This is a genomic window from Lentzea atacamensis, from assembly GCF_003269295.1.
GTDB lineage: Bacteria > Actinomycetota > Actinomycetes > Mycobacteriales > Pseudonocardiaceae > Lentzea > Lentzea atacamensis.
Genome location: NZ_QLTT01000001.1, coordinates 508343 through 528317, shown reverse-complemented (window position 1 = coordinate 528317; position 19975 = coordinate 508343). Strand labels below are relative to the sequence as shown.

The window sequence follows — 19975 nt, the reverse complement described above, 5'->3', positions numbered from 1 at the left end:
CCAGGTCGTTCACAGGAGTTCAGAGGACGTTCACGCTCCGCCAGCCGCTCGGGCTCATCCCGTGCAGCTTGCCGAACGTCCTCGCGAAGTACCCGGCGTCCGGGAAGCCCACCTGCCGTGCGATGTCGCTGATCGGCAGCTCGGTCGTGGCCAGCAGGCGCCGCGCCTGGACCATCCGGCGTTCGGTGATCCACCCCTGCACCGTGCGGCCGGTCCGCCTGCGCACCGTGGACGTCAGGTGGCCGGGGGAGATGCGCACGGCGGCCGCGACCTCGCGCAGGGACAACGGTTCCCGGTACCGCTGTTCGATCACGTCGAACACCTCGGCGAGCAGGGGCTCGGCGTTCTCGCGCAGGTCGCCGACGACGTCCGCGGCCAGCCGGGACACCCCGACCAGCAACAGCACCAGATGCGCCGACACGGCCTCCCGGTAACCCTCGCGGCGGTGGGCCAGCTCGTCGTGCAGCGCCTCGATGCGGATGGTCCACTCGTCCCGGTCCCGCGGAGGCACCTTGAGCCGCAACGCTCCGGTCGCGCCGCCGCGGACGAACGGGAACAGCAGCGGATGGGTGCGCCACGCCAGGTGCGCGCCGGGAGTGTCCGTGCCGAGCGCGTCGGCGGTGAAGAACACGCCCCAGCCCCGTGCGCCGACGAGGTCGTCGCGCTGCGCCTGGCCCATCACGTCGCCGGGCGCGATCACGAACAGGTCGCCGGCCTCGACGTGCCTCACCTGTCTCCCGGTGCGCACGATGCCGCCGTCCGCCCAGAAGTAGGCCAGACCGGGGAAGTCGTGCGAGTGCGCCTCGTGGGCGCCGTTGACGTCGGCGGCGTGGCCGAGAGGCATGGCGGCCACGGACAGCTCGCCGGGCACCGGCTGCCACCGGTAGGTCGCGGGCTCGTCACCCTTCAGCGGAGCTCGTCGGGTTCGCACCGTCAAATCATCCCACTCAAACCACAGATCGCCACGGGAACCTTGGTGTTGGCCAGGTCAGAATGGAGACATGACCGAAATATCGTCCCAGGAGCGGGACTACCTGCCAGGGCTGGGGAAGCACTACCTGATGCCGCTCTACGACGTGGTGCACAGGGTGGCCGGGCTGCACGGCGTGCACCAGCAGATGATCACGGTGGCGGGGTTGCGGGCCGGGCACCGCGTGCTCGACGTGGGCTGCGGGACCGGGAACCTGTTGCGGTCCACCGGAAAGCGGCATCGTGACGTCGAGCTCTTCGGCGTGGACCCGGATCTGAAGATGCTGGCGAGGGCGGAGCGCAAGATTCGCCGGGCGGGACTCAGGGCACGGCTGGACCGGGGGTACGCGCAGGAGCTGGCGTTCCCCGACGACTCGTTCGACCGGGTCTTCTCCAGCCTGATGCTGCACCACCTGGACACGCCGTCGAAGGACGAGATGCTCGCCGAGGTGCGCCGCGTGCTGCGGCCGGACGGTCTGCTGGTGCTCGCCGACGCCGTGCTGCACGACCACAGCCGCGAGCACCTGAGGGACAACGTCGGTGACGCGGTGGCGAAGCGGATCGCCGCGGCCGGGTTCACCGTCGAGCCGACGCGGAGGCGGAAGCTGCGGATGTTCGGCGAAGTCGGCATCGAGGTCGCGAGAGTCCACTAGCGACAGGTCCATTCTCGACCGATTGAACACGCACGATGTTTCTTGTACGCCAACAGTTCCGGTATTTCCCGAACTTGAGGGATCCCCGCGAACCGGAGCGTGTTCTCATCTACGCTGCGCGCCGTGACAGATGCGACGGGAAGTCTGGTGGCCCAGCGCTACCGGCTCGTTCAGGTGATCGGCACCGGTGGCATGGGCCGGGTGTGGCTCGGCCGTGACGAGGTCATCGGCCGCGAGGTGGCGATCAAGGAACTGCTGCTGCCCGCTGGTCTCGACGCGCAGCAGCGGGCGTTGCTGTGCCAGCGCGCCATGCGTGAGGCGCAGCTGGCCGGTCAGCTGAACCACCCCGGCATCGTCACGGTGCACGACGTCGTCGAGTACAACGGCACGCCGATGATCGTGATGGAGTTCGTGCGGGGCGGCTCGCTGTCCGACGCGATCAAGGCCCGCGGCGCGCTGCCCGTCGACCAGGTCGCCCACGTCGCGAACGCGATGCTGAGCGCGTTGCGGGCGGCGCACCAGGCCGGGATCGTGCACCGCGATCTCAAGCCCGCCAACGTGTTGCTGTCCGGCGATCGAATCGTGATCACCGACTTCGGCATCGCGCGGCTCACCGGCGACGTCCCGCTGACCACCGACGGTTCGATCGTCGGCACGCCCGCGTACATGGCGCCGGAACAGGGCACCGGCGCGCCGATCACCCCGGCGACCGACATGTGGTCGCTCGGCGCCACCCTGTACGCGGCCGTGGAGGGCAGGCCGCCGTTCCAGGGCCAGGACTTCATGACGACGCTGTCGATGCTGCTCACCCAGGAGCCGCCGCCTCCGGTGCGCGCCGGGTACCTCGCGTCGTTGCTGGGCGGGTTGCTGCGCAAGAACCCGGCCGAGCGCGCGTCCGTGGACCAGGCATTCGCGTTGCTGGCCGGTGCTCCGGTCGTGCTGCCCGCGCACAAGTCCGGTGTCAGCAGACGCACGCTGCTGCTGGCGGGTGGCGGCGCTCTCGCGGTGGCCGGCGGCGGTGCTGCGTGGTGGCTCGGCTCGAGGAAGGACGACAGCGGTTCGGGGGCGGGCCTGCCGTCCACCGACGACAACAAGCTCGCCTCCAACAAGGAGGGCGGCTCCGAGGAGTCGACGACCCCGTCCGTGGCCCAGGCGGGACAGCCGGAGGAGATCACCGAGCACATCCAGCTGGCCGACCACAAGGACAGGGTCACGTCGATCGCGTGGAGCCCGGACGGGAAGCTGCTCGCCAGCGCCGACGGCGGCCTCGGCCGCGACGGCGCCCTGGTTCGCCTGTGGGACACCGAAACCGGCAAGCTCATCGGCACCGTCAAGAACCCGGACGGCCCCGGCGGCGCCTCGGCGAACGCGGTGGCGATCAGCCCCGACGGCAAGATCCTGGCGGCGGGCGGCAACCGCACCGGCGACGCGACCACGTACCTGTGGAACCTCTCCGACCGCTCGATGATCGGCGGGCTGGAGCAGAGTCGGTCCATCATGAAGTCGCTCGTCTTCCACCCGGACGGCAAGACCCTGGTCGGCGTGACCCACCACGGTGGCATCAAGGTGTGGGACGTGGCGACTCGCAAGGTGAAGATCGGCCTGCCCGATGGCGACGGCGGCTTCGACCTCGCGTTCAGCCCGGACGGCAAGCTGGTGGCCAACGGCGGCACCAAGTCCCAGGAGATCCGGCTGTCCGACCCCGCGACCGGCAAGACGGTCAAGACCATCAACGACTCGACCGGCGGCGGTGCGTCGTTCTCCCCGGACGGCAAGACCCTCGCGGTCATCGACGCCGACGGCACGAACAGCATGCAGCTGTGGGACGTGGAGACGGTCAAGAGCAAGGCCGTCTTCGACCGGGCCGACGACGGCCTGACCATCACGCATGCGCTGTACCACCCGGACGGCAAGACGATCGCCGCCTGGGGCCTGGGCAACTTCGTCCAGCTGTGGGACGTGGCGTCCAAGAGGATCCGTGCCACTGTCATCGGTGCCGGCGGGCAGATCGAAACCGTGGCGTTCGACCCCAAGGGCGAGCGGATCGCGGCCGGCGGCGCGGACAACACCGTCCGGATCTGGAAGCTGGGCTAAAGGGCTTCCAGCTCGGCGATGTCGATGGCGTGCCGGTCGAGCGTGTCCGCGAACGCCTCGATCACGTTGTCGAGGATCCACTCGCACCTGGCCATCAACGCGGCACCCTCCGCGGTGCGGAACGCGGGGATGGCCGGGGTGAGGCGGGCCGACATCGGCCACTCGTTGTCGTACTGCCAGAGCTCACCGCTCGGCGTCAGGAGGATCCCGGCGTCCTTGAGCACGCCGGGATGCGCCGCGCTCGGGGTCTTCGTCGTCAGCACGAGCCAGCCGGACGCGATCCGGACCTTGTTCTCACCGGCCCGGTCGTACAGCGTCTGTTCGGCGGGGATCTGGTGACGGGTCAGCAGGGTCGCGACCTTCTTCGCCCACGCCGTGATCGTCGCCGAACGCTCTGCCCACGCCGCTGCCGCGGCTTCGTCGGCGCGCCTGCGTTCCTTCATGAACGCCACGAGATCATCCATGACCGCAGACGGTAGCGTCACGTGGTCGTCACACAGGTGGTGATCGACTGAAACGCGGCGTTCCTAGCGTCACGGCTCATGACCGTTGACGAGGTGCGAGCGCCGTCCCGTGAAGCGTCCAAGGAGACGCTCGAGGACTACACCCTGCGGTTCGCGCCGCGCACGTACCGGCGCTGGACGCCCTCGGTGGTCGGGGCGTCGGCGCTGGGCGGGATCGCCTACATGGCGGACTTCTCGATCGGCGCCGGGATCGGGCTCACGCACGGCACCGGGAACGCGTTGCTGGCCATCGCGTTCGCGGCGATCGTGATCTTCGTGACCGGGTTTCCGCTGGCCTACTACGCGGCCCGGTACAACATCGACCTCGACCTGATCACCCGCGGCTCCGGGTTCGGCTACTACGGGTCGGTGCTCACGAGCGTCATCTTCGCGAGCTTCACGTTCATCTTCTTCGCGCTCGAAGGCTCGATCATGGCGCAGGGCCTGCGGTACGCGCTGGGACTGCCGCTGTGGCTGGGGTACCTGGCCTCGACGCTGGTGATCATCCCGCTGGTGATCTACGGGATGAGGGTGCTGGCCAAGCTGCAGAGCTGGACGAACCCGTTGTGGCTGCTGCTGATGGTCGCGCCGCTGCTGTACCTGGTGATCGCGGACCCGGACTCGGTGAGCCGCTGGCTCGCCTACGGGGACAAGGGTGTGAGCACGGCCGCGGTGATGCTGGGTGCCGGCGTGTGCCTTTCGTTGATGGCGCAGATCGGGGAGCAGATCGACTACCTGCGGTTCATGCCGCCGCGGACCGGCGAGAACCGGCGAGCGTGGTGGACCGCGACGATCCTCGCCGGACCGGGCTGGGTGGTGTTCGGGGCGCTCAAGCAGGCGATCGGCGTGTTCATGGCGGTCTACGTGCTCGACGCGGTGGGTGCGGTGGCCGCGATCGAACCGATCGAGCAGTTCACCGGTGTGTTCAAGCAGTTCATGCCGCCGTGGCTGGTCGTGCCGCTGGCGCTGGTGCTGGTGGTGCTCAGCCAGGTGAAGATCAACGTCACCAACGCCTACTCGGGCTCGCTGGCCTGGACGAACTCGTTCACGCGCGTCACCAGGCGGTATCCGGGGCGGCTGGTGTTCGTGCTGGTGAACCTCGCGATCGCGCTGGTGCTGATGGAGGCGGACATGTTCAGCTTCCTGAACAAGCTGCTGAGCTTCTACTCCAACTGCGCCATGGCGTGGGTCGTGACCGTGGCGACGGACATCGCGATCAACAAGTACGTGCTGAGGCTGTCGCCGAAGCAGCCGGAGTTCCGCCGCGGCATGCTCTACGCGGTCAACCCGGTCGGCGTCGGGTCGTTCCTCGCGTCGTCGATCCTCTCCATCTCCGTCTACTTCGGACTCTTCGGCGCCGCGATCCAGCCGTACTCGCCACTGGTCGCCGTCGGCATCCCCATCGTGCTGACGCCGTTGCTCGCGGTGCTCACCCGAGGCCGCTTCTACCTGCGCCGCACCGACGACGGCATCGACGAGCCGGTGCTCGACGCCGACGGCAACCCGAGCGGTACGCCGTACGACTGCGTGGTGTGCGGTGAGTCCTACGAGCGGCCGGACATGACGGCCAGCGCGCTGGGCGGCACGATCTGCTCGCTGTGCCTGAGCACGGACCGCGACGGACGCCACGTGCTGCCGGCCCAGGCCTGACGCGCAAGATCCGTTCTCGTCCGACAAACTGCACGTCATGCAGGAACTGGCGTTGCTCGCCGTCGCGGCCGTGCTGATCATCGTGGCGGTGTCGTGGGCCGCTCCGAAGCTGGGCGTGGCGGCGCCCGTGCTGCTCGTGATCGTCGGCATGGGGTGCAGTCAGCTGCCCGGCGCGCCGCACGTCTTCGTGGAGCCGGAGTGGATTCTCGGGCTCGTGCTGCCGCCGATCCTGTACTCGGCGGCGGTGAACGTGCCGGTCGTGGACTTCAGGCGCGACTTCAAGGCCATCGGGGCGCTGTCGGTGCTGCTGGTGGTGGGGTCGGCGTTCGGGACAGGGCTGCTGATCTGGTGGCTGTTGCCGGACATCGGGTTCGCGACCGCGTTCGCGCTCGGCGCGGTGATCAGCCCGCCGGACGCGGTCGCGGCCACCTCGATCGGCAAGCGGCTCGGGTTGCCGCCGCGGCTCGTCACCATCCTCGAAGGTGAGGGGCTGGTCAACGACGCCACGGCGCTCGTGCTGCTGCGCACCGCCATCGTCGCGATCACCGCCACCGTCTCGTTCGGCAGCGCGCTCGGCGACTTCGCGCGCGCCGTCTCGTTGGGCATCGTGATCGGGGCATTCGTCGGGGTGGTGTCCGTGTGGGTGCGGTCGCGCATCCAGGGGCAGCCGGTGCTGACGACCGCGATCTCGTTCGTGGTGCCGTTCCTCGCGTTCATCCCGGCGGAGGAGGTGCACGCGTCCGGTGTGATCGCGGTCGTCACGGCGGGCCTGATCACCGGCCACCAGAGCGCGAAGCGGTTCACCGCGCACGACCGCATCTCCGAGCGCACCAACTGGCGCACGATCCAGCTGCTGCTGGAGAACGGCGTCTTCCTGCTGATGGGCTTCGAGCTGACCTCGGTCGTCGGCGCCGTGGACGACGGCCTGGCCAGGGCACTCGTCGCCGGCCTGCTGGCCACCGCCGCGCTGGTCGTGCTGCGCGTGGCGTTCGTGATCCCGCTGATCGCCCTGCTGCGCCACCAGCAACGCCGCGCGGACCGCCTCACCGGCAAGATCGAGACGCTGGTCGACCGCTTCACCGCGCGCGGCCCGCGCCCCGGCGGCGAGGAACGCTTCGACCGCGCCACCCGTGCCCTCCAACGGCGTCAGGCCGACGTCAACTTCTACGCCAGCGAAGGCCTCGGCTGGCGCGGCGGCGTGGTGCTCGCCTGGTCGGGCATGCGCGGTGTCGTCACGCTGGCGGCCGCCCAGTCGCTGCCGACCGACGTGCCGCACCGCGCCGAGCTGATCCTGATCGCGTTCACCGTCGCGATCGTCACCCTGGTCGTGCAGGGCGGCTCGCTGCCGCTGGTGATCCGCCGGCTGGGCATCCGCGGCAACGACGAGGAGCACTCACGCCGTGAGTACGCGCGGCTCGCAGGTGAGCTGATCGCCGCCACGCGCGCGTTGCTGGAGAGTCCGGCGCTCGTCCGCGAGAACGGCAAACCGTTCGACCCGGAGCTGCTCGAACAGGCACGCGAACGCAGCGGCGCGACCGCAGAGGCCATCGAGAGGATGCTGACCGAACAGGACCCGGACAGCCACCTGAACCAGCGCCGCGAGCTGCAACGCCTGATGATGGACGCGCAGCAGAACGCGTTGCTGGACGCCCGCGCGGGCGGCACCTACGGCTCGCACACCCTCGAACGCGCCCAGATCTTCATCGACGGCGAGGCCGCCCGCTTCACCGCATGAGCTACCGTGATCTTCGCCGCCGCCACGGCCAGAGGGTGGTGGCATGTCCGCGAAAGTCGGCTTGGCGAGCCTGGTGCTCGCACTCGTTGTCGGTGGCTCGTCGGCTTCGGAGGCCTCCCGGCACGCGCCGGAGTGGATCGGCTCGTGGCAGGCGGCGCCCGCCAGTGCCCAGGCCGGGACCGACACAGGTCATCCGAACAAGACGATCCGCAACGTCGTCCACACGAGCATCGGCGGCGAGGCGGCGCGTGTGCGGCTGTCGAACGCCTTCGGCACCGCGCCGGTCCTGATGGGCCACGTGACGGTGGCGCTGTCCACGGGGGACGCCGGCATCGTGCCTCTCACGATGCGCGAGGTGACGTTCGGCGGCGTGCCGTCGGTGACGATCCCGCCGGGCGCGGAGGTGGTGAGCGACGCCGTCACGCTGACCGTGCCGCCGGACGCCGACCTCGCCGTCACCGTCTACACGCCTTCCGAGTCCGGTCCCGCGACGTACCACCCGCAGGCCTACCGCTCGAACTACTTCGCCACCGGCGATCACGCCTCGGACGGGACCGGCACGCCCTTCGCCGCGGCCACGACCTCGTTCCACTACGTCAGCGGTGTCGAGGTGCGCTCCTCGCAGGCCCGTGGCGCGGTGGTGGCGTTCGGCGACTCGATCACCGACGGCGCCTGGTCGACGCGGGGCGCCAACCTGCGCTGGCCGGACCAGCTGTTCGACCGGCTGATGAAGCGTCCCGCGGCACTGCGGTCCGGCGTGCTGAACGCGGGCATCAGCGCCAACCGGCTGGCCAGCCAGGGCACCAGCGCCACCGCAGGCCCCAACGGCCTCGCCCGCCTCGACCGCGACGCCCTGACCAGGGCGGGAGTCCGCACGATCGTGCTGATGGAGGGCATCAACGACATCCAGAACTCGGTGCCCGCCGCCCAGCTGATCATGGCTTTGCGGCAGGTGGTGGAACGAAGCCACGCCGCTGGTGTCCGGGTCGTCGCCGGCACGATCGCACCGTGGAAGGGGTGGCGGACCTACACGCCCGAGCGCGAGTCGATCCGTCTGGAGGTCAACTCGTTCATCCGGACCGCGGGCATCTTCGACGGCGTGGCGGACTTCGACTCGGCGCTGCGCGACCCGTCCGACCCTGAGGTCCTGCGGCCTTCGTTCGACTCCGGCGACCACCTGCACCCCAACGACGCGGGCTACCGGGCGATGGCGGAGGCGGTCGATCTACGCCGGTTGTGAGGCGTGTAGGGGACGTGTAGAGCGGCCTGCTAGGCAGGACGGCATGAGAAGAGCGCTGTCCTTGCTGGCCGTTCTGACCACCGTGCTGGTGGCCGTCGTGCACGTCCCCACCGCCGCGGCCTCGACGAGCGTCGGCTTCGAGCCCAGGAGCGTGCTGGGGCCCGGTGTTCCGCGCGACGGTTCCTCCGACCAGAACGTCGTCGAGCTCGGCCAGGTCTCGCTGCGCATGAGCAGCACGCAGACCGCCTACATCGTCTCGGTGATGCGGGTGAACTCGGCGACGATCCGCACGCTGTTCGACAACGAGGTCGTCTGCAGGTGGGCGGGCGGCAGCAAGAACATGGTGATGGGGCAGAACGTCTACAAGAAGGGCGGCACGCAACCGGAGTGGGAGGACGTCACGCTGACGACCCGCTTCCTCGTGCATCCGGGCGTCGCCGCTGACGTCACCTGCACGGCGTACCTGCGGACGGCGTCTCTCGGCTACGAGAACTCGACCGTGTACCTGGCCGGCGGGTCGATGCGGTTCGCCAACACGTCGGTCGAGAACGACACGCGTGGCGAGGCTCTGCAGAAGAGCACCTCGCAGGGCGTGATCCACCTGAACACGTCGAACCCCGACGCCCGTGAGCCGTTGCTGCCCGTGTTCGACCTGGCGCCGGGCGTCAAGGGGCTGAGCGTGTTCGGGGACAACGAGTACATGGTCTGCCATCCCAACAGCTCGTGCGACAAGGCGAAGTCCTCGCGGGCCCGGTTCACGCTCTTGGTCAACCAGTGGAAGGCCGACGGGTCGGTGTGCCACCAGGACTCGACTGCTTCCGCGACCGTTGATGTGCCTTACTACGTGCACCACATCGTTGTGCCGCTGCACAAGCCGAACTTCGAGGTGCGCACCGGGGACGGGTGCATTCCGCGGGTCAACGCCTACGTGCTGGTGCAGTGGCTGGGTGGGGAGACCGGCGGGATTCAGGGGACCGCGCTGAACCTGACCGACTCGCGCGGGTCTACTTCCACGCACGACTCGGACATGAGCCACATCTTCGCGGTGCCGTACCGGTAACCAGGGTGCCGCCGGGTGGCCCCGCGGGGCCACCCGGTGTTACGCCAACGGGTCGTTGCCCACCCTGGCCTGCACGTCAACCGTGTTGCGCGGCGAGTCTCCCAGCGTCAGCCGCGACACGATCCGATACCGGTCACCCCGGTAGATCGAGTGCACGTACTCCACCTGCCGTCCCTCGGCATCCGTCGTCAGCCGCTCGAACAGCAGCGCCGGCGCCAGCACGGGCACCGAGAGCAGAGCCGCCTCGGACTCGTTGGTCACCGTGGGCTCGATCGACTGCACCGCCTCGAGAACGTGCACCCCGTGCTCACGCAGCCGTTCGTAGAAGTCCCCGGACTCCATGTCGTGCAACGTCAACCCCGGGGCGACGAAAGCGGGCACGTGCAGGTACTCCAGCGCCATCGGCTCCCCGTCCACGAGCCGCAGCCGCGCGATGTAGTGGATCTCGGCGGCGGGGGAGAGGCGCAGCCGGCGCCCGACGCGCGCACCGGCCGGGATGCGGGCGTGTTCGAGCACGCGCGACTCCCAGGTGCCGCCGGCCTGCGGCAGCGACATGGAGCCGGTGCCGGACACCATCTCCTGGGTGATCTTGGCGCGCGCCACGAACGTGCCGCGGCCGTGCTGGCGGACCAGCAGGCCCGTGTTGACCAGTTCCTCCACGGCCGAGCGGACGGTGGGGCGGGACACCGAGAGCTGCTGGCACAGCACGCGTTCGGCGGGGATCGGGGCTCCCGCCGGGTGGGTCTCGATGAGCTCGAGCAGGTGGTCGCGGACCCGCTCGCGTTTGAGGATCGCTTCGCCCATGCCTCTCCGCTTCGTCGGCGGCCAGTATCGCATACCACTGGTAAGTAACCACCTGGCGCAAGATCGAGAGCGCTCTCACGCGTCCAGCCTGGGGCTTGACCTGAGAAGTGGTCTATGCCACTTTCTACACCACTCCAGCAGACCTGACCAATTGGTCATATCCCGGTGAGAGGTGAGTCGTGTCGCGCTCCGCCGTCCTGCTCGTCCTGGCGCTCACGTTGTCGGCCTGCGGTGCGGAAGCGGGAGGAGGTGAGAAGCAGGAGATCACCGTGTGGCTCATGAAGGACACGGCCACCGACGAGTTCGTGGGCAAGTTCGAGAGCGAGTTCGAGCGGGAGCACGCGAACCTCGACCTGAAGATCCAGATTCAGGAGTGGAACGGCATCTCGCAGAAGGTGACCAGCGCGCTGGCCAGCACCGATCCGCCCGACGTGATCGAGGTCGGCAACACGCAGGTGGCGCAGTACGTGGCCAGCAAGGGCGTCACCGACCTGAGCGGCAGGAAGAGCGAGCTCAAGGGCGAGGACTGGATCCCGGGCCTGGCCGAACCGGGTGCGGTGGACGGCAAGCAGTTCGGCATCCCGTTCTACGCGGCCAACCGGGTCGTGATCTACCGCAAGGACCTGTTCGAGGCCGCCGGGGTCACGCCGCCCAAGACCCGCGACGAGTGGCTCGCCGCCACCGCGAAGCTCGACCAGGGCGAGCAGCAGGGCATCTACCTGCCCGGCCAGAACTGGTACGCGCTGTCCGGCTTCATCTGGGACGAGGGCGGCGATCTCGCCGAGCAGGACGGTGGCACGTGGAAGGGCACGCTCAACACGCCGGAGGCGTTGGCGGGCATGGACTTCTACAAGAGGCTGCAGGCGCTGGGCGACGGACCGAAGGACTCCGACGAGGCCAAGCCGCAGCAGACCGACGTCGTGGCGGGTGGCGAGGTCGCGCAGTTCATCGCGGTGCCCGGTGCGGCCAAGCTCGTCACGAAGGCCAATCCGGAGCTCGAGGGCAAGATCGGGTTCTTCCCGATTCCCGGCAAGACCGCGGACAAGCCCGGTGCGGTGTTCACCGGCGGCTCCGACCTGATCATCCCGCTCGCCGCGAAACGCCAGGACGGCGCCTACGAGGTGGTGAAGGCGCTGACCGGCGAGAATTGGCAGGTCGAACTGGCCAAGGCGATGAACTACGTGCCGAACCGCAAGTCGCTCGCCAAGGAGGTCGGCGGCGATCCCGGCACCGCGGCGATGGCTGTTGGCGCGGCCAACGGGCACGCCACCCCGAACTCGCCGAAGTGGGCGGCGGTCGAGGCTCGCAACCCGATCAAGGAGTTCCAGACCGCGGTTCTCACCGGCGCCGATCCGGGGACAGCGGCCGCCAAGGCCGACGAAGTGATCACCCAAGCGCTCAACTCGGGCGAATGACGTTGCTGGCCGAACGGCCGGTGCGCGCCACCGCACCGGCCGGACCGCGACGCCGCAAGCGGGTGGTGCTGCCGTACCTGCTGATCGCGCCGACGCTGCTCGCCACCGCGTACCTGCTGCTGTACCCGCTGATCCGCAACGTGATCATCTCGCTGCAGGAGTTCGGGCTGCCGCAGCTGGTGCGCGGAGACGCGGAGTTCGTCGGGCTCGCGAACTACGCGCGGGTGCTCGCCGATCCCGAGTTCTGGGGCGTGGTCAGAAGAACGCTGTGGTTCACCGCGATCAACGTCGTGCTGATCATGGTGCTGTCCACATTGGTCGCGTTGCTCCTCGTGCGGCTGAACAAGTGGCTCAGGCTGCTGGTGATGGGCGGGCTCGTGCTCACCTGGGCGACGCCGATCATCGCGGCGACCACGGTGTTCCAGTGGCTCTTCCAGTCCCGGCTCGGCGTCGTGAACTGGGCTCTCACCGCGCTCGGCTTCGAGCAGTACCGCGGCTACACGTGGTTCGCGGACGGCGAGGCGACGTTCGGCATCCTCGTGACGCTGATCGTCTGGCAGTCGATCCCGTTCGCGGCGCTGTCGTTGTACGCGGCGATGATCACCGTGCCGCAGGAGCTGTACGAGGCCGCGCGGATCGACGGCGCCGGTGCGTGGCGGGTGTTCTCCACCATCACGTTTCCCATGCTCAAAGCCATGTTCGGCCTGATCACGTGCCTGGAGGTGATCTGGGTCGTCAAGGCGTTCGTGCAGATCTGGGTGATCAGCCAGGGCGGTCCCGGGCAGGCCACGACGACGCTGCCGGTGTACGCGTTCCAGGTCGCGCAGTCGTTGCAGCGCTACGACCTGGGCGCGGCCGTGTCGATGCTCATGGTGGTGTTGCTCGTGCTCGCGCTGCTGGCGTACTTCCGCCAGCTCTACCGGCAGGAGCGAGAAGCATGATCGGCCGGATCTCCAGAACCGCGGCGGCGCTCGTCGTCTTCGTCATCTCGGTGTTCCCCGTCTACTGGATGGTCCTGACGGCCTTCAAGCCCACCAAGGACATCCAGGGCGCCACCCCGACGTTCCTCCCGGCCTCGATCACGTTGGAGCACTTCGGCACGGCGATAGCGGCAAAGGGCTTCTTCTCGTTCTGGCGCAACAGTCTGCTGGTCGCGGGCGGTGCCGTGTTGCTCGCGCTCGTCGTCGCCCTGCTGGCGGCGTTCGCGGTGGCGCGGCTGCAGTGGAAGGGCCGCAGGGCGTTCGTGCTCATGGTGTTCATCGCGCAGATGACGCCGTGGGAGGCGTTGCTCATCCCGATCTACGTGATCGCCAGGGACACCGGCATGCTCGACACGCTCTGGATGCTCACGCTGGTCTACTTCATGATCACGCTGCCGTTCACCGTCGTGACGCTGCGCGGGTTCCTCGCCGCCATCCCGGTCGACCTGGAGGAGGCCGCGCAGGTCGACGGCTGCTCGCGCGGGCAGGCGTTCCGGCGGGTGGTGTTTCCGTTGCTGGCTCCCGGCCTGCTGGCGACGTCGCTGTTCGGGTTCATCACCGCGTGGAACGAGTTCGCCTTCGCCAACGTGCTGATCATCAAGGACCAGGACGACCGCACGCTGCCGGTCTGGCTGTCCTCGTTCAACAACACCTTCGGCACCGACTGGGGCGCCACGATGGCCGCCTCGACGCTGTTCATGCTGCCGGTCCTGCTGATCTTCGTCGTGCTGCAGGGCCGGGTCACCACCGGCATCGTCGGAGGGGCGGTGAAGGGATGATCGTGCCGCTCCCGGCTAGGGCCGTGCGCCGCGGCAAGGGCTTCACCTTCGACCGCGCCACCACCGTCCGCGTCACGCCGGGCGCCGAGCCGGCGGCCCGCCTGCTGCGAACGCTTCTGAGGCCTGCCACCGGTCTTCCGCTGCCGATCGCAGGCGTTGGCCAGGTCGTCATCGCGCTCGACGCCAAGCTCGTCGGGCTCGGTGCGGAAGGTTACGCGCTGACCGTCAACGAACACGGCGTCCTGCTGCGCGCCGCCACCGCGGCGGGCCTCGCCCACGGCGTCCAGACGATCCGCCAGCTCCTGCCGGTCGAAGCGCTGAGGACAAGCCGTGCGTCCGATGTGGACTGGACGGTGCCCGGCATCGACATCCGTGATGTGCCGAGGCTGCCGTGGCGCGGGTTCATGCTCGACGTCGCCAGGCACTTCCAGCCGGTCCACGTGCTGCGCAGGTTCGTCGACCTGATGGCCCTGCACAAGCTCAACGTCCTGCACCTGCACCTGACCGACGACCAGGGCTGGCGCATGCCGATCCCGAGCCACCCGCTGCTGACCTCGGTCGGCGGCTGGCGAGAGGAGACCAACGGCGACGGTGTGCGGCACGGCGGCGCCTACACCCGCGGCGAGCTGGAAGGCCTCGTCGCGCACGCGGCCGAACGCGGCATCCGGATCATGCCGGAGATCGAGATGCCCGGTCACGCCCGCGCGGCGCTCGCTGCCTACCCGGACCTGGGCATCGCGCCGGAACCGCTGCCGGTCTGGACCCGCTGGGGCATCAGCGATTCGGCGTTCGGCCCGCACGCGCTCGGCTTCGTCCGCGAGGTGCTGGCCGAGGTCCTGGAGGTGTTCCCCGGCGAGTACGTGCACCTCGGCGGCGACGAATGCCTGCTGCCGGGGAACGTCCACGGCACGTTCCTCAGGCAGGCCGGCAAGTACGTGCTGGACTGCGGCCGCACGCCGGCCGCCTGGGAACCGACGGGTGATCCGCGCGCCGTCGTGATGCCGTGGAAGGACGAGACCCAGGCGGCCAAAGCGCTGGAACGCGGCCAACCCGTCGTGATGGCCCCGCACACTTCCACCTACCTCGACTACCCGCAGTCGAACGACCCGCGCGAACCACCCGGTCAGCCCGGCCACGTCGTGACCAGTCGCGACGTCTACCACGTGCCGTTGCCCGACGGTGTGCTCGGCGCCCAGTGCCAGCTGTGGACCGAGCACGTCCGCACCCGAGAACACCTGGAGTACCTGGCCTTTCCCCGTCTCGCCGCGCTGGCCGACACCCTCTGGTCCCAGCGCCCGGAGTGGGAGGGCTTCACCACGCGGATGCGTCACCACGCATCAAGGCTCGCCGCACTGTCCATCCCTGCCGAAGTGAGGAGAGAACCTTGCGAGCACTCATAGCCGTTTCCTGCGCGGCCCTGACGGCGGCCGCGCTGGCGGTGGCGCCGAGCGCCTTCGCGGCCGACGCGATCACCGCCCAGTACCGGACCAGCGCGACGGGCGCGACCACCGACCAGGCCGAACCGTGGTTCAAACTGGTCAACTCGGGCACCACGACAGTGCCGCTGCCGGACGTGAAGATCCGCTACTACTTCCGCGGCGAGACCCCGGACGTCGGCTACCGCTTCGCCTGCTCATGGGCGGTTCGCGGCTGTGGCAACGTCATCGGCACGTTCGGCACCCTGACCGGCGGCACGGCCGACCGCTACCTGGAGGTCGGCTTCACCGCGGGCGCGGGAACCCTGGCACCCGGAAGCGACTCCGGTGACCTGCAGCTGCGGTTCTGGCGCACCAACTGGGGCCCGATCACGCAGTCCGACGACTACTCGTTCCGCGGCGACAGCACCTACTCGCCGTGGTCCAAGGTGACGGTCCACCGCGGCAGCGCGCTGCTGTGGGGCACCCCGCCCGGCGGCAGCCCGCCCACCACGACGACCACGACCTCGAACCCGCCGAACCCCGACGGCCCCGCCCTGTTCGACGACTTCAGCTACACCAGCTCCAGCGACTCCCGCATCGGCCAGCGCGGCTGGACCGTCCGGTCGGGCGGCGGCGGACCGGGCGTGCCGGGCGCCGAGTGGGACCCGTCGCGCGTGACGTTCCCGACCGTCGACGGCTCGAAGGTCATGCGCCTCGACTCGTGGAACAACGGTTCCGCCGCGAAGCAGACCGAGATGTACCACCAGCGCAAGTTCTTCGAGGGCACCTACGCGGCCAGGGTGAAGTTCAGCGACGCGCCGGTGTTCGGCCCGGACGGCGACCACGTCGTGCAGACCTTCTTCACCATCACCCCGCTGAACGCGCCGATGGACCCGAACTACGGCGAGATCGACTTCGAGTACCTGCCCAACGGCGGCTGGGGCGAACCGGCCAACATCATGTTCGAGACCACGTGGGAGACCTACCAGGCAGACCCGTGGGTCGCCGACAACATCCACAACGAGCAGCGGATCAGCTACGCGGGCTGGCACGACCTCGTGTTCCAGGTCGGCGGCGGCCGGGTGAAGTACTACATCGACGGAGTGCTCGTCGCCGACCACGGTGACAGGTACTACCCGGAGACGCCCATGTCGATCAACTTCAACCTGTGGTTCATCTCGGGCGGGCTGCAGGGCAGCAGCACCGAGCGGGCCTACCAGCAGGAGGTCGACTACGTGTACTTCGCCAAGGATCGGGTGCTGAGCCCGGCCCAGGTGAGGACCGCCGTGCAGAACTACCGCGCCTCCGGCGTGGAACACGTCGACAACGTCTGACCGGTTGTGAGTGGTTCGGGCGCCAGAGCGGCCGAACCACTCACGGCAACGCGGTTCACCAGGCTGAACCCGGCGAGCTGTGTCACGATGGCGCCGCGGTCGGAGGTGGTCGTGGAACCGGACCTCGAACACGGGCGCCGGTGCTTCGCCGAGGCGAACTGGCGGGACGCCCACGCCGCGTTCACCCGGGCGGACCTGGACGCGGCGGACCTGGAGCTGTTCGCGCAGACCGCCTACATGCTCGGCCGCGACGACGAGTACGTGAGCGCGCTGGAACGGGCGCATCGGGCCCACCTGGCGGCCGGTGCGCCGCTGCGGGCGCTGCGCTGCGCGTTCTGGATCGGGCACAGCTGGCTGTTCCGCGGGCAGCTGTGCCCGCGCTGGGCTGGTTCGCCCGTGCGCGGCGGTTGCTCGAACGGGAACAGGGCGACGTCGCCGAGCGCGGCTACGTGCTGATCGCGGACATGCTGAACCACCTGATGAACGGCGAGCTCGAAGCGCAGAGCGCCGTGGCAGCCGAGATCGTCGAGGTCGGGGAGCGCTTCGGCGACGACGACCTGGTGGCGCTGGGCATGATGGAGCTCGGCCACTCGCTCGTCCGGCTCGGGCGCGCGCCCGACGGCCTGCGGCTGATCGACGAGACGATGGTCGCCGTCACCTCGGGAGAGCTCTCGCCGATCGTCGCCGGGATCGTGTACTGCAACACGATCTCCTTCTGCCGCGAGGTCTACCAGCTGCGCCGCGTCCGGGAGTGGACCGCGGCGCTCACGCGGTGGTGCGCGCGTCAGCCGAACATGGTGGCCCACAAGGGCGTCTGCCTGGTGCACCGCGCGGAGGTCATGACGCTGGGCGGTGCGTGGGACGACGCACTCGTCGAACTGGGCAAGCTGAGCGAGGAGCTGACGCGCGGTGCCCTCAACCAGCTGGCGCGCGGGGACACCGCCTATCGCGAGGGTGAGGTGCGTCGCCTGCGCGGAGACTTCGCCCTCGCCGAGGAGTCGTACCGCAGGGCCAGTTCCCTGGGCAGGGAACCACAACCCGGTCACGCCCTGCTCCGGCTGGCGCAGGGCAGGCGGGAGGCGGCGGCCGCGATGATCCGCAGGGTGGTGGCGGAGACGTCGCGCGGGCTGCCCCGTGCCGCGCTGCTGCCCGCCCACGTCGAGATCGTGCTGGCGGCGGGCGACCTCGACGCGGCCGCCGGTGCCTGCCGCGAACTCGGCGAGATCGCGGCGCGGCAGGACAGCGACGCCATCACCGCGATGTCCTGGCAGGCCCGCGGGGCGCTGGCGTTGGCGCAGGACGACCCCGAGGCGGCGCTGACCGCGTCACGCCGGGCCTGGCACGCCTGGCAGCAGATCGAGGCACCGTACGACGCCGCGCGCAGCCGTGTTCTGATCGCACGGGCGTGCGCGCTGCTGGGCGACGCCGACTCATGCGCCCTGGAGCTGCAGGCGGCGTTGGAGACGTTCACCGCACTCGGGGCACGGCCGGACGTGGAGTCCATCGCGCCGGACAAGGGTTCGCGGCACGGCCTCAGCGACCGGGAGATCGAGGTGCTCCGCCTCGTCGCAACCGGCCGCAGCAACCGCCAGATCGCCGCGACGCTGTTCCTGAGCGAGCACACCGTGGCACGGCACCTGCAGAACATCTTCACGAAGCTCGGCGTGTCCTCGCGGACGGCGGCGAGCGCGTTCGCGCACGACCACCACCTGGCCTGAGTGGTCAATGCTGGTGATGCCGTCTGTTCGGGTTGGTCAGTACGAGCGAGGCGGGACGTGGTCCTCGCTGCCTAGCGTCGTGTCCATCGAGCTCACCACGAGGAGGCACACGCCATGTACATCGTCGCCCACCACCACATCAAGAACCCCGAGGCCGCCTTCCAGCGCGGTCGGCAGCTCATCTCGGGCGAGGGAGCCCCGGAGGGCGTCAAGGTGCTCCAGTTCTACCCGAGCCAGGACCTGACCGAGGTGACCTGTCTGTGGGAGTCGGACGCCGTCGCGCCCGTCCAGGGCTGGGTCGACTCCGTCCTCGGCGACGCGAGCGAGAACCACTGCTACCCTGTGGCGGCGGAGCAGGCGTTCGCCGAGCGGCCCCCGGGCCTGGCGGCCGCACCGGCGCTGACCCCGTGACCTCGTGACCGGTGCGAAACGACCATCACCTGCTGGTGGTCGTTTCGCACGTCACCTTCTGCCCGCGTGCACCGGTGGCGCTCGCCAGCACCTTCTCGCCATCGAGCAGGATGCGGCACGTCAGCACCTGGTCCCCGTTGGGCGTCGCGCTGATCTCGGCCTTCTCGCCGGCGTTGACGACCACCTCGTGCGTGAACGGGACGGGCGCGGCCTTGGTGACGACCTTCGGTGGCTGCTTCTTGTAGCGGTCCGGGTTCTCGAGGTACCGGAGCTGCACCGGCCCGTCGGCGGCCGGCTCGGTCGTCACCTCGTAGGTGATGGCCCAGGCCTTGCCCATCAGAGTGTTCCAGCCGCCGAACTGGTTGACCAGGACGACGGTGGTCGTGCCGATCACAGCCAGCACACCGAGCACAACGAGCGTCTTCATAGGACAGACGTTAGGACGCTGCGCGTGCACCGGCATCGTTCGGCGGTGTGACTCCCGGGTCATCCCGCAGGAGTAGGACTCACTTGAGCAGCAGGCGCACGGTGAGCTCGAGCCGGTTCGCGACGTCGGTGGCCGTGGCGCGGCGCGTGACCCAGGCGACCAGGTTGGACAGCCACACGTCGCCGATCACGCGCGCGATGGCCTTCTGCTCGTCCGTCGGTTCCTCGTCGCTCATGGCGCGGGTGAACATGCTCTCCATCAGCCAGGCCACGCGGTCGACCTCGGCGCCCGCGGAGGCGTCGGCGAACGTGAACGCGCGCGTCATCGCCTCGGTGAGGTGCGGGTTGCGCTGCAGGCCCCTGGTGATGCGGCCGAGGACGAACAGCACGCGTTCGTAGGCGCTGTCGCCGGGGACCGTGGTGCGGTCCATCTTCTCCTGGGCGCGCTCCAGTTCCACCGCGAGGCTCGACACGAGCAGGTGGACCTTCGACGGGAAGTAGCGGTACAACGTGCCCAGCGCGACGTCCGCCCGGTCGGCGACGGCGCGCATCTGGACGGCGTCGAACCCACCCTTGGACGCCAGCGCGATCGTCGCGTCGACGATCCGCTTGCGCCGCTCGCGCTGGGCCGCGGAGCTGAGCTCCTCGCCCGCCATCAGCGCGTCCGTGCGCGACTTCGAAGGTGACACGGAGATGATCCTCCTGAAACGTGTTGCAGCTGCCCCCTCATCGTACTCGATCGGTTTGGCGGCCATGATCTGTTGCCCGAATTAGAACACGTTCTAT

19 protein-coding genes are annotated in these 19975 nt (G+C 69.3%); 14 read left to right on the top strand and 5 right to left on the bottom strand.

Going from position 1 to position 19975, the window contains the following annotated elements; genetic code table 11:
* Window positions 1–19: 19 nt before the first annotated feature.
* Window positions 20–931 carry an AraC family transcriptional regulator gene (locus tag C8D87_RS02710; protein WP_215732142.1) on the bottom strand — a complete coding sequence of 304 codons (912 nt, stop codon included), beginning with the start codon at window positions 929–931 and terminating at the stop codon, window positions 20–22.
* Between the two features lie 70 nt (window positions 932–1001).
* Here C8D87_RS02710 and C8D87_RS02705 point away from each other — a divergent pair, with 70 nt between their 5' ends.
* Window positions 1002–1622 (top strand): class I SAM-dependent methyltransferase, encoded by a 621-nt coding sequence (locus C8D87_RS02705; protein ID WP_109636669.1) that lies wholly within the window; start codon window positions 1002–1004, stop codon window positions 1620–1622.
* Between the two features lie 123 nt (window positions 1623–1745).
* Window positions 1746–3716: a WD40 repeat domain-containing serine/threonine protein kinase gene (locus C8D87_RS02700; RefSeq protein ID WP_146771606.1), complete on the top strand. Its 1971-nt coding sequence runs from the start codon at window positions 1746–1748 to the stop codon at window positions 3714–3716.
* Here C8D87_RS02700 and C8D87_RS02695 read toward each other — a convergent pair.
* Entirely contained in the window at window positions 3713–4180 is a 468-nt protein-coding gene (locus C8D87_RS02695; protein WP_146771605.1) for a hypothetical protein, read from the bottom strand. The two genes, C8D87_RS02700 and C8D87_RS02695, sit on opposite strands and share 4 nt — an antisense overlap.
* A 78-nt stretch (window positions 4181–4258) precedes the next feature.
* Here C8D87_RS02695 and C8D87_RS02690 point away from each other — a divergent pair, with 78 nt between their 5' ends.
* The 4 genes from C8D87_RS02690 to C8D87_RS02675 are packed head-to-tail and all read left to right on the top strand — an operon-like array spanning window position 4259 to window position 9904.
* The gene (locus tag C8D87_RS02690; RefSeq protein ID WP_112225408.1) at window positions 4259–5869 is read left to right on the top strand and encodes a purine-cytosine permease family protein; all 1611 of its coding nucleotides are present in this window, start codon (window positions 4259–4261) and stop codon (window positions 5867–5869) included.
* Between the two features lie 37 nt (window positions 5870–5906).
* Window positions 5907–7604, top strand: coding sequence for a cation:proton antiporter (locus C8D87_RS02685; protein WP_112225407.1), 1698 nt, complete (start codon window positions 5907–5909; stop codon window positions 7602–7604).
* 43 nt (window positions 7605–7647) lie between these two features.
* Complete coding sequence (locus C8D87_RS02680) at window positions 7648–8844, top strand: SGNH/GDSL hydrolase family protein (protein WP_112225406.1); 1197 nt, start codon at window positions 7648–7650, stop codon at window positions 8842–8844.
* 43 nt (window positions 8845–8887) lie between these two features.
* On the top strand, window positions 8888–9904 hold the full coding sequence (locus C8D87_RS02675) for a hypothetical protein (RefSeq protein WP_146771604.1): 1017 nt from the start codon (window positions 8888–8890) through the stop codon (window positions 9902–9904).
* 39 nt (window positions 9905–9943) lie between these two features.
* Here C8D87_RS02675 and C8D87_RS02670 read toward each other — a convergent pair whose 3' ends face one another.
* Window positions 9944–10708 (bottom strand): GntR family transcriptional regulator, encoded by a 765-nt coding sequence (locus C8D87_RS02670; protein WP_112225404.1) that lies wholly within the window; start codon window positions 10706–10708, stop codon window positions 9944–9946.
* Window positions 10709–10887: 179 nt separating this feature from the next.
* Between C8D87_RS02670 and C8D87_RS02665 the strand changes: the two genes are divergently transcribed.
* The 8 genes from C8D87_RS02665 (at window position 10888) to C8D87_RS02635 (ending at window position 18763) form a co-directional block, all read left to right on the top strand.
* A complete protein-coding gene (locus C8D87_RS02665) occupies window positions 10888–12123 on the top strand; it encodes an extracellular solute-binding protein (RefSeq protein WP_215732141.1) in 1236 nt (411 codons plus the stop codon).
* Window positions 12120–13064, top strand: a complete 945-nt coding sequence (locus tag C8D87_RS02660) for a carbohydrate ABC transporter permease (RefSeq protein WP_112225403.1) — start codon at window positions 12120–12122, stop codon at window positions 13062–13064. Before C8D87_RS02665 ends, C8D87_RS02660 begins: the two co-directional genes overlap by 4 nt.
* Window positions 13061–13882: a carbohydrate ABC transporter permease gene (locus tag C8D87_RS02655; RefSeq protein WP_109636678.1), complete on the top strand. Its 822-nt coding sequence runs from the start codon at window positions 13061–13063 to the stop codon at window positions 13880–13882. The genes C8D87_RS02660 and C8D87_RS02655 overlap by 4 nt, the downstream gene beginning before the upstream one ends.
* Window positions 13879–15282 (top strand): beta-N-acetylhexosaminidase, encoded by a 1404-nt coding sequence (locus tag C8D87_RS02650; RefSeq protein ID WP_112225402.1) that lies wholly within the window; start codon window positions 13879–13881, stop codon window positions 15280–15282. The genes C8D87_RS02655 and C8D87_RS02650 overlap by 4 nt, the downstream gene beginning before the upstream one ends.
* A complete protein-coding gene (locus C8D87_RS02645) occupies window positions 15267–16634 on the top strand; it encodes a cellulose binding domain-containing protein (RefSeq protein ID WP_215732140.1) in 1368 nt (455 codons plus the stop codon). The genes C8D87_RS02650 and C8D87_RS02645 overlap by 16 nt, the downstream gene beginning before the upstream one ends.
* 87 nt (window positions 16635–16721) lie before the next feature.
* Window positions 16722–17090: a hypothetical protein gene (locus C8D87_RS46720; protein ID WP_215732139.1), complete on the top strand. Its 369-nt coding sequence runs from the start codon at window positions 16722–16724 to the stop codon at window positions 17088–17090.
* Window positions 17006–18352, top strand: a complete 1347-nt coding sequence (locus tag C8D87_RS48820) for a LuxR C-terminal-related transcriptional regulator (protein ID WP_325049612.1) — start codon at window positions 17006–17008, stop codon at window positions 18350–18352. The genes C8D87_RS46720 and C8D87_RS48820 overlap by 85 nt, the downstream gene beginning before the upstream one ends.
* Window positions 18353–18466: 114 nt before the next feature.
* On the top strand, window positions 18467–18763 hold the full coding sequence (locus C8D87_RS02635) for a DUF3303 family protein (RefSeq protein ID WP_112225401.1): 297 nt from the start codon (window positions 18467–18469) through the stop codon (window positions 18761–18763).
* Between the two features lie 25 nt (window positions 18764–18788).
* Here the strand turns inward: C8D87_RS02635 and C8D87_RS02630 are convergent, their stop codons facing one another.
* Both C8D87_RS02630 and kstR read right to left on the bottom strand, forming a co-directional pair.
* On the bottom strand, window positions 18789–19190 hold the full coding sequence (locus tag C8D87_RS02630; protein WP_112225400.1) for a hypothetical protein: 402 nt from the start codon (window positions 19188–19190) through the stop codon (window positions 18789–18791).
* A 79-nt stretch (window positions 19191–19269) separates the two neighbouring features.
* Window positions 19270–19845: a cholesterol catabolism transcriptional regulator KstR gene (gene kstR / locus C8D87_RS02625; protein ID WP_233439566.1), complete on the bottom strand. Its 576-nt coding sequence runs from the start codon at window positions 19843–19845 to the stop codon at window positions 19270–19272.
* Window positions 19846–19975: the final 130 nt, after the last annotated feature.